The 15,795-nt window shown below is 60.6% G+C and carries 9 protein-coding genes and 2 riboswitches; of the genes, 3 read left to right on the top strand and 6 right to left on the bottom strand.

The genetic code is table 11. The features are described from left to right. Nucleotides 1-39: 39 nt before the first annotated feature. Nucleotides 40-3,750, bottom strand: a complete 3,711-nt coding sequence (gene metH / locus MF6394_RS20515; protein ID WP_078467416.1) for a methionine synthase — start codon at nucleotides 3,748-3,750, stop codon at nucleotides 40-42. Between the two features lie 166 nt (nucleotides 3,751-3,916). On the opposite strand from metH, the gene MF6394_RS20510 reads away from it, so the two are divergent. Together MF6394_RS20510 and MF6394_RS20505 are read left to right on the top strand one after the other, a co-directional pair. After that, nucleotides 3,917-6,208, top strand: coding sequence for a fatty acid cis/trans isomerase (locus MF6394_RS20510; protein WP_078467415.1), 2,292 nt, complete (start codon nucleotides 3,917-3,919; stop codon nucleotides 6,206-6,208). Between the two features lie 82 nt (nucleotides 6,209-6,290). Next, nucleotides 6,291-7,313 carry an acyltransferase family protein gene (locus MF6394_RS20505; RefSeq protein WP_078467450.1) on the top strand — a complete coding sequence of 341 codons (1,023 nt, stop codon included), beginning with the start codon at nucleotides 6,291-6,293 and terminating at the stop codon, nucleotides 7,311-7,313. A gap of 10 nt (nucleotides 7,314-7,323) precedes the next feature. Here MF6394_RS20505 and MF6394_RS20500 read toward each other — a convergent pair whose 3' ends face one another. Then, nucleotides 7,324-11,682 carry an SET domain-containing protein-lysine N-methyltransferase gene (locus MF6394_RS20500; protein WP_078467414.1) on the bottom strand — a complete coding sequence of 1,453 codons (4,359 nt, stop codon included), beginning with the start codon at nucleotides 11,680-11,682 and terminating at the stop codon, nucleotides 7,324-7,326. A gap of 213 nt (nucleotides 11,683-11,895) precedes the next feature. On the opposite strand from MF6394_RS20500, the gene nfuA reads away from it, so the two are divergent. After that, the gene (gene nfuA, locus MF6394_RS20495; protein ID WP_003173594.1) at nucleotides 11,896-12,480 is read left to right on the top strand and encodes a Fe-S biogenesis protein NfuA; all 585 of its coding nucleotides are present in this window, start codon (nucleotides 11,896-11,898) and stop codon (nucleotides 12,478-12,480) included. A 608-nt stretch (nucleotides 12,481-13,088) separates the two neighbouring features. On the opposite strand, the gene cobM is transcribed toward nfuA, so the two are convergent. The 4 genes from cobM to MF6394_RS20465 all read right to left on the bottom strand — a co-directional run bounded on the left by cobM (nucleotide 13,089) and on the right by MF6394_RS20465 (nucleotide 15,199). After that, on the bottom strand, nucleotides 13,089-13,835 hold the full coding sequence (cobM, locus tag MF6394_RS20480; protein ID WP_078467412.1) for a precorrin-4 C(11)-methyltransferase: 747 nt from the start codon (nucleotides 13,833-13,835) through the stop codon (nucleotides 13,089-13,091). A 70-nt stretch (nucleotides 13,836-13,905) separates the two neighbouring features. Further along, on the bottom strand, nucleotides 13,906-14,298 hold the full coding sequence (locus MF6394_RS20475; protein ID WP_044273398.1) for a cobalamin biosynthesis protein: 393 nt from the start codon (nucleotides 14,296-14,298) through the stop codon (nucleotides 13,906-13,908). Continuing rightward, the gene (locus MF6394_RS20470) at nucleotides 14,295-14,999 is read right to left on the bottom strand and encodes a CbtA family protein (protein ID WP_044273399.1); all 705 of its coding nucleotides are present in this window, start codon (nucleotides 14,997-14,999) and stop codon (nucleotides 14,295-14,297) included. Before MF6394_RS20470 ends, MF6394_RS20475 begins: the two co-directional genes overlap by 4 nt. Before the next feature lie 11 nt (nucleotides 15,000-15,010). Beyond that, the gene (locus MF6394_RS20465) at nucleotides 15,011-15,199 is read right to left on the bottom strand and encodes a CbtB domain-containing protein (protein WP_032875937.1); all 189 of its coding nucleotides are present in this window, start codon (nucleotides 15,197-15,199) and stop codon (nucleotides 15,011-15,013) included. Nucleotides 15,200-15,295: 96 nt separating this feature from the next. Next, nucleotides 15,296-15,508: riboswitch (cobalamin riboswitch) on the bottom strand. 42 nt (nucleotides 15,509-15,550) lie between these two features. After that, nucleotides 15,551-15,750, top strand: a riboswitch (cobalamin riboswitch). Nucleotides 15,751-15,795 lie beyond the last annotated feature (45 nt).

The following is a 15,795-nucleotide window of genomic DNA, read 5'->3' as shown; positions in this document are numbered from 1 at the left end:
GCCCGCTCCCACATTTTGACCGAGTTCGGCCTCGCTCTGTCAGTTGTCGTAACCCAGGTTCGGCGCCAGCCAGCGCTCGGTCACGGCCAGGTCCTGGCCTTTGCGTGCGGTGTAGCTGGTGACCTGGTCCTTGTCGACCTTGCCCACGGCGAAGTATTGCGCCTGCGGGTGGGCGAAGTACCAGCCACTGACCGCCGCCGCCGGGAACATCGCGTAGTGCTCGGTAAGGAACACTCCGCTGCGCCCGGCCTGCATTTCGCGGGCCTCGGGGTCGAGCAGTTGGAACAACTGGGCCTTCTCGGTGTGGTCCGGGCACGCCGGGTAGCCGGGGGCAGGGCGGATGCCGCTGTATTGCTCTTTGATCAGCGCCTCGTTGTCCAGTTGCTCATCTTTGGCGTAACCCCAATGCTCTTTACGCACCTGCTGGTGCAGCCATTCGGCGCAGGCTTCGGCCAGGCGGTCAGCGAGGGCCTTGACCATGATCGAGTTGTAGTCGTCGCCCGCGTCCTGGTAGGCCTTGGCGACTTCTTCGGCGCCGATGCCGGCGGTGGTGATAAAACCACCGATGTAGTCGGTCACGCCGCTGTCTTTAGGCGCGACGAAGTCAGCCAGGGAGAAGTTCGGCTTGCCGTCGGTCTTGATGATCTGCTGGCGCAGGTGATGCAACCGGGCAATCGGCTGGCCATCGTCGCCGTAGACTTCCAGGTCATCGTCCTGCACCTGGTTGGTCGGCCAGAAACCAAACACGGCGCGGGCGCTGATGAGTTTTTCGTCGATCAGCTTCTTGAGCATGGCCCGGGCGTCTTCGTACAGCGCGGTGGCGGCTTCACCCACCACTTCATCGGTGAGGATGCGCGGGAATTTGCCGGCCAGGTCCCAGGAGATAAAGAACGGTGTCCAGTCGATGTACTCGGCCAACACGTTGAGGTCGATATTATCCAGCACCTTGGCGCCGGTGAAGGTCGGCACCACTGGCGTGTAGTCGCTCCAGTCAAACTGCGGCTTCTTGGCGATGGCGGCGGCGTAGCTCAAGCGCTCGGTACGTGCGCTGCGGTTGGAGGTGCGCTCACGCACGTCGATGTATTCCAGGCGGGTTTTCTCGACGAAACCGGCCTTCAGCTCCTTGGACAGCAACTGCGTGGCCACGCCCACGGCGCGGGAGGCGTCGGTGACGTAGATCACCGCGTCATTGCTGTATTTGGGCTCGATCTTCACCGCCGTGTGCGCCTTGGACGTGGTGGCGCCACCGATCATCAGCGGCAGGTGGAAATCCTGGCGCTGCATCTCGCGGGCCACGTGCACCATTTCGTCCAGGGACGGCGTGATCAGGCCGGACAGGCCAATGATGTCGCATTTCTGTTCCTTGGCCACCTGCAGGATCTTCTCCGCCGGCACCATCACGCCCAGGTCGACGATGTCATAGCCGTTGCAACCCAGCACCACGCCGACAATGTTCTTGCCGATGTCATGCACGTCGCCCTTGACCGTGGCCATCAGGATCTTGCCCTTGGCTTCGGGTTTGTCGCCTTTTTCCAGCTCGATGAATGGGATCAAGTGCGCCACCGCCTGCTTCATCACGCGGGCGGATTTCACCACCTGGGGCAGGAACATCTTACCGGCGCCAAACAGGTCGCCGACGATGTTCATGCCCGACATCAGCGGGCCTTCGATCACTTCGATCGGGCGCGCAAACGACAGGCGCGATTCCTCGGTGTCTTCGACAATGTGCGTGGTGATGCCCTTGACCAGCGCATGTTCCAGGCGCTTGTTGACCTCCCAGCCACGCCATTCCTCGGTTTCGGCTTCCTTGACGCTGCCGTCGCCCTTGTATTTGTCGGCAATCGCCAGCAGGGCGTCGGTGCCGTCCGGCGTGCGGTTGAGCACCACGTCTTCCACGGCGTCACGCAGCTCGGCCGGGATCTGGTCGTAGATCTCCAGTTGGCCGGCGTTGACGATGCCCATGGTCAGGCCCGCGCGGATCGCATGCAGCAGGAACACCGAGTGGATCGCTTCGCGCACCGGGTTGTTGCCACGGAACGAGAACGACACGTTGGACACGCCACCGGAGGTCAGCGCGTAGGGCAGTTCGTCACGGATATAGGCACAGGCGTTGATGAAGTCGACGGCGTAGTTGTTGTGCTCTTCGATACCGGTGGCGACCGCGAAGATGTTCGGGTCGAAGATGATGTCTTCCGGTGGGAAGCCGACTTCGTTGACCAGGATGTCGTAGGAGCGTTTGCAGATTTCTTTCTTGCGCGCTTCGGTGTCGGCCTGGCCGGCTTCGTCGAAGGCCATCACCACCACCGCCGCGCCATAGCGCTTGCACAGCTTGGCGTGGTGAATGAACTGCTCCACGCCTTCCTTCATGCTGATGGAGTTGACGATGCCCTTGCCCTGGATGCACTTGAGGCCGGCTTCGATCACTTCCCACTTGGAGGAGTCGATCATGATCGGTACGCGGGAGATGTCCGGCTCACCAGCGATCAGATTGAGGAAGGTCACCATGGCCTTCTTCGAATCCAACATGCCTTCGTCCATGTTGATGTCGATCACCTGGGCGCCGGCTTCTACCTGCTGCAGGGCGACTTCGAGGGCTTCGGTGTAATTGTCTTCACGGATCAGGCGGGCGAACTTGGCCGAGCCTGTGATGTTGGTACGTTCGCCGACGTTGACGAACAACGAACTGCGGTCGATGGTGAACGGCTCCAGGCCCGACAGGCGGCAGGCTTTGGGAATCTCCGGGATCGGGCGCGGTGCATAACCGGCCACGGCCTTGGCGATGGCTTCGATATGCCCTGGCGTGGTGCCGCAGCAACCGCCGACGATGTTCAGGAAGCCGCTCTGGGCGAATTCTTCGATGACCTTGGCGGTTTCTGACGGCAGTTCATCGTACTCGCCGAATTCGTTGGGCAGGCCGGCGTTGGGGTGCGCCGACACATGGGTGTTGGCCTTGTTCGACAACTCTTCCAGGTAGGGGCGCAATTCGCTGGCGCCCAGGGCGCAGTTCAAGCCCACCGAGATCGGCTTGGCGTGGGCCACGGAGTTCCAGAATGCTTCGGTGGTCTGGCCCGACAGGGTGCGGCCGGAGGCGTCGGTGATGGTGCCGGAAATCATGATCGGCAGTTCGATACCCAGGGCTTCGAACACGCCCTGCACGGCGAAGATCGCGGCCTTGGCGTTGAGGGTGTCGAAGATGGTTTCGATCAGGATCAGGTCGGCGCCGCCTTCGATCAGGCCCTGGGTGGCCTCGGTGTAGTTTTCGACCAGTTCATCGAAGGTCACGTTGCGGTAGCCGGGGTTGTTCACGTCGGGCGACAGCGAGCAGGTGCGGCTGGTCGGGCCCAGTACGCCGGCCACGAAGCGCGGCTTGGCCGGGTTTTCGTGGGTCTTGGCGTCGGCGACTTTGCGCGCCAGGCGTGCGCCTTCCACGTTCAGTTCATAGGCCAGTTCTTCCATGCCGTAGTCGGCCATGGAGATGCGCGTGGCGTTGAAGGTGTTGGTTTCCAGAATGTCGGCGCCAGCGTCCAGGTACGCCTTCTCGATCCCGCCAATCACGTCGGGACGGGTCAGCACCAGCAGGTCGTTGTTGCCCTTGACGTCGCTTGGCCAATCGGCGAAGCGTTTGCCACGGTAGTCCTGCTCCTCGAGCTTATAGCTCTGGATCATCGTGCCCATGCCACCGTCCAGGATCAGGATACGTTCCTTGAGGGCGTGGTGAAGGGCTTGCAGACGAACGCTTCGGTCGGACATGGGACTACTCTGGTCAGGCATTTCGGAGGGCGTGAATCATAACAAACCTGCGGGCTTTTGGAGCATGTAGAGCTTTTGCATGAATATCGCTCATGTTGCTGGGGTGCATGGCCCGGTAGAATCACGCCACTTCAAACACCGCACGCCTTGAATCGGGACCGGATACATGTCACTTCGTTTAATCGTCAGCGCCGTCCTGGCCTTGATAGCCAGCAGCGCTCAGGCGGCAGGTCCCGCTTCGGCGATTTCCTACACCCGCGACATCCAACCGATCTTTACTGAAAAATGCGTGGCCTGCCATGCCTGCTATGACTCCGCCTGCCAGCTCAACCTGGGCAGTGCCGAGGGCGCAGCGCGGGGCGCAAGCAAGATGCCGGTGTATGACGGTGAGCGCAGCCAGGCCACGCCCACAACCCGTTTGTTTTATGACGCCTTCGGCAAACAGGCGTGGCAGCAGAAGGGCTTCTATTCGGTGCTGGACGCCCAGGGCAGCCAGGCTGCGCTGATGGCGCGCATGCTGGAGCTGGGGCATAACGCGCCGCTGGCGCCCAATGCCAAGCTGCCCGAGAACATTGTGCTGGGGCTCAACCGCGACAATATGTGCGCAACGCCCGGCGAGTTCACTGCCTATGCCGGTGCTCATCCCAAGGAAGGCATGCCGCTGGCCGTCACCGGCCTGACCGACCAGCAATACCAGACCCTGCAACGCTGGCTGGCCTCCGGCGCGCCGATTGACGAGCAGGGCCTGGCGCCGAGCGCCAGGGAAGCGTTGCAAGTGCAACAGTGGGAAAACCTGTTCAACCAGCCGGGCGCCCGGGAAAGCCTGGTGGCGCGCTGGCTGTTCGAGCATTTGTTCCTGGCGCATATCTATTTCGAGAACGGCGAGCCGGGGCATTACTTCCAGTGGGTGCGTTCGCGCACGCCCAGTGGCCAGCCGATTGACCTGATCGCCACCCGTCGCCCCAACGACGACCCAGGCACCCAGGTGTATTACCGCCTGTGGCCGGTGCAGGGTGTGATCGTGCATAAAACCCACATCACTTACCCCTTCAGCGCGGCGAAGATGGCGCGGATCAAGGCGCTGTTCTACGGTGGCGACTGGCAGGTCACTGCCTTGCCAGGCTACGGCCCTGGCAGCCGCGCCAACCCGTTCGCGACATTCGAAGCGATCCCGGCCAAAGCGCGTTACCAATTCATGCTCGATAACGCCGAGTACTTCGTGCGTACCTTCATTCGCGGGCCGGTGTGCCGTGGGCAGATCGCCACGGACGTGATCCGCGATAACTTCTGGACGCTGTTCCAGGACCCCGACCACGACTTGTACATCACCGATGCGCGTTATCGCGGCCAGGCCACGCCGTTGCTGGCCATGCCTGGGCAGAATGACGACGTGGGCAGTGTGCTGAGCCTGTGGCTGGCCTATCGCGACAAGCGCAACCAGTACGAAGCCCTGCGCCGTGACAACTATGCAGACCTGCCGGCGCCGAGCTGGTCGACATTGTGGGCGGGCAATGACAATGCCTTGTTGAGCATTTTCCGCCATTTTGACAGCGCCTCGGTGACCAAGGGCCTGATTGGCGAGGTCCCGCAGACGATGTGGTTGTTCGACTACCCACTGCTGGAGCGCACCTATTACCAGTTGGCGGTGAATTTCGATGTGTTCGGCAACGTCTCGCACCAGGCCCAGACCCGCCTGTATTTCGACCTGATCCGCAACGGCGCCGAGCAGAACTTCCTGCGCTTGATGCCGGCGGATACCCGCGAAGACTTCATGGACGACTGGTACCAGAACAGCGGCAAGCTCAAGCTGTGGCTGGACTACGAAGCGATTGACGATGACAAGGCCAGTGGTTTGCACCTGAGCGAGAAAGACCCCAAGCGTGACTTCGCCAACCAGTTGCTGACCCGCTACGGCCATTTGAACGCCAGCCCCGACCCGATCAACCGCTGCAGCGGCGCGTTCTGCTCCCGCGACGGCATCGACCCGGCCTTGCAGGATGCCGAACAAGCGCTGAGCCGCCTGACCTCACGGCCGGCGGCAGGGCTCAAAGTGATCGAGCAATTGCCCGAAGCCACCATGCTGCGCATCGAAACCGCCAGCGGCAAGCGCGAGGTCTACAGCCTGCTGCGCAACCGTGCCCACAGTAACGTGGCGTTCCTGCTGGGAGAGGCGTATCGCTATCAGCCGGGCCTGGACACAGTGACGATCTACCCAGGCGTGCTCAGCAGCTACCCGAACTTCATGTTCAATATCCCGGCCCGGCAAGTGCCTGAGTTTGTCGCGCAAATGGAGCAAGCCAAGGACGCCAAGAGCTTCGAGAAAATCGTCGATCGCTGGGGTGTACGTCGCAGTCACCCGCTGTTCTGGCAGTACTTCCATGACTTGTCGCGGTACATCCACGAAACCACGCCGGTGGAAGAGGGCGTATTGGACATGAACCGCTACGAGAACCTATAACTACCGCTATTGATCCGGTCATTTCTCCATGCGGGGGCTGAAGCAGTCGGATATCTACCTACGGACTGGAAAGGGGATGCCGATGTTGATTTCAGTGCAGTTGCTACGCGCGTTGGCGGCATGGCTGGTGGTGGGGCACCACGTCATGCAGCTGTTTTTCAACTTCGAGGCCCACAACGCGCTGGAGGACCTGTTAGTCGAAAAGGGCGGCGCTGGCGTGGATGTGTTCTTCGTCATCAGCGGCTTGGTGATTTTCCTCGCAACTGCCGATAAAGCGCTGACACCTTGGCGTTTCATGCTGATGCGCGTAGCCAGGATTGCGCCGGCCTATTGGTTCTATACCGTGCTGTTGGCCGGGCTGGCGGCGGCCATGCCTTCGATGTTTGCAGACGTTGAGCTCGAACTCGGCCATATACTCCTTTCAATGTTCTTTATCCCGGCGCAAAACCCCGCGGGCTATGGCGTCTATCCCTTGCTGGACGTGGGCTGGACGCTGAATTTCGAGATGCTGTTCTACTGTCTGTTTGCGGTTGCCTTGCTAGTGCCTGAAGCCTATCGGCTATGGGTGGTGGCGGTGTTGCTGTATCTGCTGTGTTACGTGATTGGCCCCGTCTTCGATTTGGCCGATGGGTTTTACCGTAATGACATTGTCCTAGAGTTTCTCATGGGCGTGGCGATCGGCATGCTGTATCGCCGCGGCCTGTGCCGGGCCAGGCCGTGGTTGGCGTTGCTGGGGATCATGGCGGCACTGGCGGCGATCTATCACGGCGCGGATGTCCCCCGTGCATTGGAATGGGGCCTGCCCAGCGCTGTGCTGGTGATCAGTTGTGTGGCGCTGGAGCCGTATTTGCGCGGCTCGCGCTGTATAAAAATGCTGGGGGATTGTTCCTACTCGGTGTACCTGCTTCATGTCCTGGTTCTATGCGCTGGACGCTGGGCCATCGAGCACCGTGGGGTAGACCCCTACACCATGGTGCCTGTGTGTATCGTCATCATTGCGCTGGGCGCATTCGCCAGCTACCACGTGTTGGAGAGGGGCACGCACCGCAGGCTCAAACGCTGGTTTGGCATTGATGACGCGATACCCTCTCGGCAAGCTCATTAGGGCTGGGGCCTCAGGGCCGCATGTATTTCCAGTAGGCTTTCCCGTAATCCATCAGCAACTCGGTCCCGGCAGGGATATCTCGCCAGGCGATTAAAAACACCATGTACTTGCCTACATACAGGGCGCCGACATTTTCAATGCCAACATCGGGCAGGTTCGGCACCTTGACCGCATTGATCAGGCTCAGCGTACTGCTGTTGCCGTGGCCGCTGATGGTCGCGCCTTGGGTGTTGGTCTGGAATAAATACGTACCGACGGCCGCCTCGCCTTTTTCGAGAATCTCGGCATTGATCGAGGCTTGATCCCGATGCAGCTTGCCGGTGTACGGCCCAAGGACATCGAAGCGCTTTATATCGGTCTTGGCCACCACCGACAGGCCGCGCTCCGGGCCATTTGCCAGTTTCTTGACCTCCAACAGCCGATCAAGGCGGCGATGATGGCTGCCCTCTTTGGAGATCCATTCTCGGATACTTTTGGTCGCAGCTTCTTTGACTTCGACGTGTTGCAGGCCAGTGAACTCGTCAAAAAAACGGTTGGCGTCGGTAATCTCGATGGTGTGCAGCGGGCCTTCAAGCTCGAGGGTCAAGCTGCGCCTGATGTCGGTCGGATCTTGCAAAATTGCCGCGTTGTTGTTGATTTTATGATCAAAAGAGCCTGTGATCGAGGTTGATCGGCGCCGCGTGGGTGGGGTGTTGTCTTCCAGGCGCGGGCGTTTTGAACTGCCTGCGGTAGGGGGCGGTGCAGGCCGTTTCCTGGCGACCGGCTGGTCCAGCGGGCTTCTTTGTCCGAACAGCCACATCTCCCGACCGGCGCGGGTCATGCTGCCATTGTCATTGACGTAACTGCGCCATATCACCGGGTTGAGGTTTTTGGCTTCGACAAACGAGAGCATCGAGACCCGTGAATTGGCGGCGTTGTAGTGTGTGTTCCAGGCTTTCAAGTGCTCGGGCGTCAGCACATCGAAGTCGCCGCCGCTGGCATACTTGGCCAGCACCTTGCCTGCCGCCCGGTAGCTGCCGTCCAGGTTTACATGCTCGGCAAAGTCCACCGGGTCAAGGTTGTGGTCGGCGGCGAAGCCTTCAAGGGTGAGGCTGTTGCGCTCACGTTGGGATACCTTGCTCCAGCGCTCCAGGTGGTCGTAGGTCACGCTGGAACGGGCGGTTCCCACACGGTCCAGCATCTGTTGGCCTCTGCGCGTCAGGGTGTTGCGGCTGTTGACGAACTGGCGAAATGCAGTGAGGTTCAGGTTGTAAGTGCTGACGAAGGTGTCCATGGTTTTTTTCAGGGCCTCTTCGCTGGCCTCGGTCCATTTCAGCAGTATCGATGGCGTTACCACGTTGGGTGCATCCGGCGCGCCGCCTGCCAATTTGATCTGGCTTGAGTACCAGTGACCGGGCTCGACCGAGGACAGCGTGATCGATAAGTCGCGGTTGGTCTTTGGATTGACCAGAACGATCGAAAAGCTGTTGTCGGCGCCTGCGGCGGTCTCCTGAATAAACCCGTAGGAATTGTCGCGTACCTGGTACACCGCGATCTTGCCCTTATCATCGATATTGCAGATGAACTTTTGATTGTAGTCCGCTCGGGAGAAGAGGCCGCGAGCGTCGGGCGTCAGGCCCCTGATCAACTCGGGGTCGACCGCGTATCGACGGATCAATGGGCTGCTGTTGCTGATGACTGTGATCGGCTCTCGATAACGCGGCCCGAAGGCGGTATTTGAGGCGGCGTCGATCAGGCGATAATCGGGGGCGTCGAGGCTGCCGACGTTACGCATCGGGATATTGGCAAAACCGTCGACAGTAAACAGTCGATCGCCAGCCAGCAGCGGCTTCCAACTGTCAGGATCGACCGAACGCATGTGCCTGGCGGCGATTGTCCCATCGCGCAGTTGGGCGATGCCCCGTTTCGTCTGGCGCATCAGTTTGTGACCCAACTTGAGCATGCCCATGCGCGCCAGCCTGAGCAGGCTGGGCAGGGCGGCCAGGGGGTTGAATTCCTGCAGGGTGGCAATCACCAGTTTTCCCGTCAGTTTCGCCAGTTTCGGCATCGCCAGGCGCAGCCCGGTTTTGCCCGCCTGGATGAGCAGGCGGGTAGAGCCGGCCACATACCGACCCACCGGCAATGCGAAAGCCACGATGTCGATGAACAAGCTGGCGACGCCGGATTTGATACGCTGGGGATCGCCGGAGGCGATGTCTTCGATACCGGCCCAGAACGGGACAAATATCTTGCCCCAGAACGCCAAATCTTCGAGTACCTCTGCGCCGATGTCCACTTCGCGTGTGTCTTTGCGGGTTTTTTCCAGCAGGGCTTCTTCGTCGCAAAAAAATAGCTCGCGGGCGATCATGCTCGCCAGCGCTTCACTGCGTGGCGCATACAGCGTGTTGGGCGCGAACGATGAGGGGCGCGATATGTGCGAATCGATGCCAGGCAATGTTTCGCCGACTTGTTCAACGATCATCTCGGCTTTTTTGCCGCGCCTGGGCGCTTTGTTCTCGCGGTAGGCCTCGCGATCAAAGGGCACTTCGGTGGCCAATCTGTATTTGCACCAACTCATGGCGTCACGCAGTTCGACCACTTTGCCATTGAGCGGCAAGGTATCGATATCGCCACGTCGACGAATCACGCCGGCGAGGGGGAACACCTCGACGTAGAGGGCGCTGAAAGGATCGCGAGCCTTGACGATGCGCAGAATAAAACCCGTGCGGTAGCGAACGGCATCGGCCTTGCGTTTGGTTTCATATTCGATGGGCACCTTGTTCAGGGCCTCTCTCAATGAGTACACCGTGATTTCGTCCCGGTCCACATCCAGGGTCCAACTGCCCAGATGGGCAAGCAGGGACTGGATCAGTACCTTGTAGGCGTTTCTCGGGCGCTCAAGGGCTTCACGGAAGGCTTTGTCGTACTCCGCGTCCGACGCCGAGCGCCAACGGCTGGGCAGATGGAGCGCAAGGTTCTGGACCGCGTTGAACACCTCATACTCATGCTGTTCCAGCGCGGTGACGGCCTGAGCGAGCTCCTCGCGGGAGTGGCCCGACTTTCGGCTGGCAATCAGGCCGTTGGCCTGCGCCCATTGCACGGTAGGGCCCAGCTTGGCCGCCGCGACGAGAGCCTGTTGCTTGACGTCATCGCCACTGGCACGAAAATGCTCCGCCGTCAGGTTGAGCAGTTGCTCGAAGCTCATGTGGCGCGATGAGCCGGGCGCAAGTGTTTCGGCCAGCAGAAAACCGCTTCTGAAGTTGACCCAGGTACTGGTGGCGGCGTAGGGCAGGTCATCGGGAATATCGGCCACCCATACTTCGCTGGCGACATTGGCCTTGACCACGCACATGGCCAGTTGCGCCGTGTCAGTGCTGATCGACAAGGTGTGGTGATACTGGCTGATCAGGTCTTGGCGGATCGACTTGTAAGACGCCCCCATCGTGATGAATAACTTCAATTCGTTATCCAACGTCGAGCGTGGGTTGGGGATGATCGTCAGCCACAGTGCGCGCCACAGCAACTTCACCAGCACCGGTTGTGGGCAGGTTTGCGCCTTTTGGCTGCCGTACCAGTCCAGCGCCTTGGCGATACGCTCGGCCAGCGCCAGGTTGCTCGGACTGTTGAGAATCTGCTCGAGCAAGACTGTCGGCGTGGTGCTGAGCATGGCCTGCTGTGATGAGGAAAAGGTAAGCGGCAGCACGCATTGGAACAGTGATTTACGGGTGTGTGTCTGGATCTCTTGGATAACAGACTTGATCTTTTTGTCAGCAGGCGCATCCAGTAAATGCTGCAGATCGCTGATGTTGCCTTCGTGGCCGAGTTTTTTCAGGGCGCAGTGTTCCTGCAAGCCATAAAGAACCGATTTCCACTGTTCGCCGGTTTTTGGATGGGACGGGAGGATGGCGTAATACTTGAGCACCAGGTCGAACCGTACCGAACCGTCACTTTTAAGGCCATTACCCACGCGCCGGTTGATATCCAGCAACACATCGACGTCGATGTACCAATAGGTGGGCACATGGCGCAGAATCACCGAACGGTCGGCGATGCTGAACGTTTCGGGAGGGTCGGGTACCGGCGAGCGGGCGCTGCTGAGTAGGGTGGAGAGCAGATCGTAAAGAAAGTCCCGGCCTAGCAGAGAATTATCCGGTTCAGGCTTGTCCCGCAGGAACTGCTGAAAGTCGTCATCGGCTTCCAGTTTTGCCAGGACCCGAAACGCTTCCTTGCACTCGCGATTCAGCTCGGAATGCGGGGGAGGGTAGTAGTACACCTCGGCGGCGGTTACTGGACGTGAAATGTGCGCCGTCACGAACTCAATCAGATGGTCCAGGTGCGCTTGCTGTTCAGGCAAGCCGTTGAAATAGAAACTCTGCAACGCGTTGTTCATGCAATCCTCACAATCCTTGGTCGAAGAGGATTCACTATATTCAGCGCGGTTTTGCAGGTGGCCTACATAGGTAGGCATAGGTTTTCGCAGAAACCGGTAGGAGCGCCAGCGGGTTCGGTCAGCAGGATCAGGTCTTTCCTGACAAAAACACTCGGACTTTGTACCTGGGTAATAATTTGGCGTAAACTGCGGGCAAGCCTGTGAGGAGTTTCCATGACTGCCATAACCATTACCGACGCCGCCCACGATTACCTGGCTGACCTGCTGTCCAAGCAGAACACCCCGGGTATCGGCATCCGCGTCTTTATCACCCAGCCTGGCACCCAGTACGCCGAGACTTGCATTGCCTACTGCAAGCCCGGCGAAGAGAAGCCTGAAGACACCGCCCTGGGGCTCAAGAGCTTCACCGCCTACATTGACGCGTTCAGCGAAGCCTTCCTTGACGACGCCGTGGTCGACTACGCCACCGACCGTATGGGCGGCCAGTTGACCATCAAGGCGCCCAACGCCAAGGTGCCGAACGTCAATGCCGACAGCCCGGTCAATGAGCGCATCAACTACTACCTGCAAACCGAGATCAACCCTGGGCTGGCCAGCCACGGCGGCCAGGTGAGCCTGATCGACGTGGTGGAGGACGGTATCGCCGTACTGAAGTTCGGCGGCGGTTGCCAGGGCTGTGGCCAGGCGGACGTGACCTTGCGTGAGGGCATCGAGCGCACGCTGCTGGAACGTATTCCTGAGCTCAAGGGCGTACGTGACGTGACTGACCACACGCAGAAAGAAAACGCCTACTACTGAGTAAGGTGTTCACTGCGAACATAAGAAACGGCGCCCCGTGAGCGCCGTTTTTTATGCTTGAAATTCAGTTAGTTATAAGATGTATCTAACAAATATATCAAGTGTGTGCTGGCTTGCCTGCGATGTCGGCCTCACGGCCGACGCCTATCCACCTGAAGCCCACGATCCAAACTGTGGGAGCGGGCTTGCTCGCGAAGGCGGCCTGGCAGGCGACCCAGTTGTATTGTGTACATATCCATTGCTGCGGTAACGGCCACCTGGGGTTCCGCCCTGACGGCGGCTCACTTTTGAACAGCGCAAAAGTAAGCAAAACGCTCTTGCCCCACCACTCGGCACCTCGCTTAGGCTCGGTGTGCCCGAACGCAGGCTTGAATCCGTGGGCCGCCGCCACGCGCCATCCATGGCGCGGGGCGGCTAACCCGGCGTCCTGCCGGGTTACCCACGAATTCAAGCCTGCGTTCGGCCAGCGTGGTTTAACGGGGCGCCTAAGATCAAAAGCAGATCAAGAGCGGCTCGCTTCGCATCGTGGTTACCGTTGATCGTTACAGAGTTATGCACTGACTGTCGGATCGTCACGGCAGCAAGCTCTCTAGCCAAAATGTGTTTCTTCAGGGCCGATAGAGGTGCGCATGCCCTGCGCGGTACAGCGACGACTCACTGAAACTGTCACTGGCCAACACCCGGCCCACCACGATCAATGCCGTACGCCGAAACCCCTTGGCCGCAACTTTCTGGGCAATGTCACTCAGCGTACCGACCACCCACTCCTGATCCGGCCAGGTCGCCCTGTGCACCACGGCAATCGGGCAGTCCGCGCCATAGTGCGGCAGCAGTTCGGCGACGATCTTTTCCAGGTGATTGACCCCCAGATGAATTGCCATGGTGGTGCCATGCCGCGCCAGGCTGTCGAAGTCTTCACCGGGGGGCATGCTGGTTTTATCGGCGTAACGGGTCAGGATCACGCTTTGGGCGATGTCCGGCAGGGTCAGTTCGGTCTCCAGCAAGGCCGCGCACGCCGCGACAGCCGTCACTCCTGGAATGATCTGGAACGGGATGCCCAGCTCACGCAAATGGCGGATTTGTTCGCCAATCGCCCCATACAAGCTGGGGTCGCCGGAGTGCACCCGCGCCACATCCTGGCCTTGGGCATCGGCCGTCTTGATCAGCTCGATGATCTGTTCCAGGTGCAGTTCGGCGCTGTTGACCACCTGGAGCGCCTGGTGACCTTCCAGTACGGCGGCGGGCACCAGCGAGCCGGCGTAGATGATCACCGGGCAACTGCGGATCAGCCGCTGGCCCTTGACGGTGATCAATTCCGGGTCGCCGGGGCCGGCGCCGATAAAGTAGACGGTCATGGAGAAGTCCTGTTGAAAAACGGGCGAGCATGAAGATTGCTCATGATCGAGAACGGCAATTATCGGGGTTTTAACCTGCGCAGGCCAATGCAAGGGTGGCCTGTGCGCTTTTCTGGCGGGTGATCAGCAGGCGCGCGGGGCCATTGGACAGGTGCTCGGCCAGGGCCAGGGCGGCGCTTTCGGCCACCCCGTAACAGCCGGTATGGGCAAAGGCCAGCGCTGAGCGATGGCTCAGCCGATGCTCATAGTCCACCAGTTGTTCGGCACTCAAGCACTGCAAGGGCAGGTTCAACCGCTGGGCCAGCGCCAGCAGCCCAGGCTCATCGCGTTTGCGGTCAATGCTTGCCAACGCGGTCACGCGTGAGCGCTCAATGCCGGCCTCGGCCAGAGCGCTGTCCAGCAGTGCCAGCAGGCTGTGAACCTCACAGCCGCGCTGGCAGCCAAGCCCGACAACCAGAATCATGCCGAGTATTGGTCGTCGCGATTGCGGCGAAACAACCAGGCGCTGATCAGGCCCAGGGCCAGCCAGAAGGCCACGTTGGTCAATTGCGAGGCGATCTTGAACTGCGCTTCGAGCGCCTCCGGGGCCAGCATCGAATGCACTTGCGGTTGCGGCGCGCCGATAAAGTGGGGTACGGCAAGGATCGCCAGCCCAAGGCCTTTCAACAGCCAATTGCGGCCGAATACGATCAGCGCCAGGCCGGCGGCGGTGGAGGCGGCGGTGCCGATCCACCAGGTCTGGCGCAGCGTCAGGTCAGCGGCGGCAGTGCCGGGCAGTTCCGGGGGCAGGCCCAGGGTGGGCGCCAGTACAAAGGTCGCGTAGCCGGCCAGGCCCCAGAGCAGTCCTTGGGCGGTGCGGGTCGGCGCGCGCAGCGTGTAGAGGCCGGCGAGCATCAGTGCAAATCCCACCGCCACTACCAGGTTGCCGCCGGTGGTGGACAGCACGCGCTGCCAGCCATCTTCGGGCTCCCAGGCTTGGGCATCGTGGCTGTGGGCTGCGGCGCCAGCGGAGTGCTCATGCACCACTTCGGTGGCTGGTGGGGCTTTTTCGAAGCTTTCTGCCTGCAGAATCAGCGGGGCGACCCAGAAGCTTTGCAACAGAGTCAGCAGCAAGGCCGCCAACAGCCCAGTGAACCCTGCGGTTTGCGCAATACGCTTGATCATGTCGGCAGCTCTCAATGGCACGGGAACGCGGCGCTGTGGCGGGTATCGTGGGCGGCGTTGTGCACCGCCTCGATATGCGAGAACCCGGCGAAATACACCAAACACGCGCCGAGTATCGACGCACCGATGGCGGCGGTCAGGCGTTGGCTGAGGGTGGCGGTGCTGCTGGCGGAGTGCGAAGTGCTGCTGATGATCGACATGGCGCGTCCCTTTGAAGTGTCAGGGTGAAACGAGCGCATGAAAACCCCACGCGCCAGGCACGCAGGGTTCGAACAGCGCCCGCCCACCGCGGGTTTGTTATCTGATTTTTTCGGGCCGGTCTCCGGGCTTGCGAGGGGCGGCTCATCAAAGAGTCCTCCTGAAAGCGTCGCCTTCCCATGCAAACGCACAGTGGCCATGACGCTTCGCTCGCTTACCGTTGCGGGGGCAGCACCGGACTGGTCATAGGACTATGACGCACCGGTTTCCCGTTTCACCCTGTGAAGGGCACCCGAAACAAGAGGTGTAGGAGAGCATGGGCCGGGGACGGTAGTCAAATGCTGCAAGCCCCTGTAGCCTTGCACCCTCGAGGTTCTTCGGCCCAGGCCGAAGCTAAGAAGGGAACGCGGTTCAAGCCGCGGCTGCCCCCGCAACTGTGAAGGGTTCAGTTGACTGCCACGCCACTGCCGATAGGGCGGGAAGGCGCAGTCAGCGTTGGTCGCAAGACCTGCACACCCCAAGCCAGGAGACCTGCCTCGCGACTGATTTTCCACTTCAACCGGGCGGGGTGATCCGGTGACGAAATCCGCTGCTGCGC

This window comes from Pseudomonas sp. MF6394 (assembly GCF_002018845.1).
In the GTDB taxonomy this organism is placed as follows: Bacteria; Pseudomonadota; Gammaproteobacteria; order Pseudomonadales; family Pseudomonadaceae; genus Aquipseudomonas; species Aquipseudomonas lactis.
The sequence above is the reverse complement of the archived record's forward strand: the minus strand, read 5'-3'. Positions and strand labels throughout refer to the sequence as shown.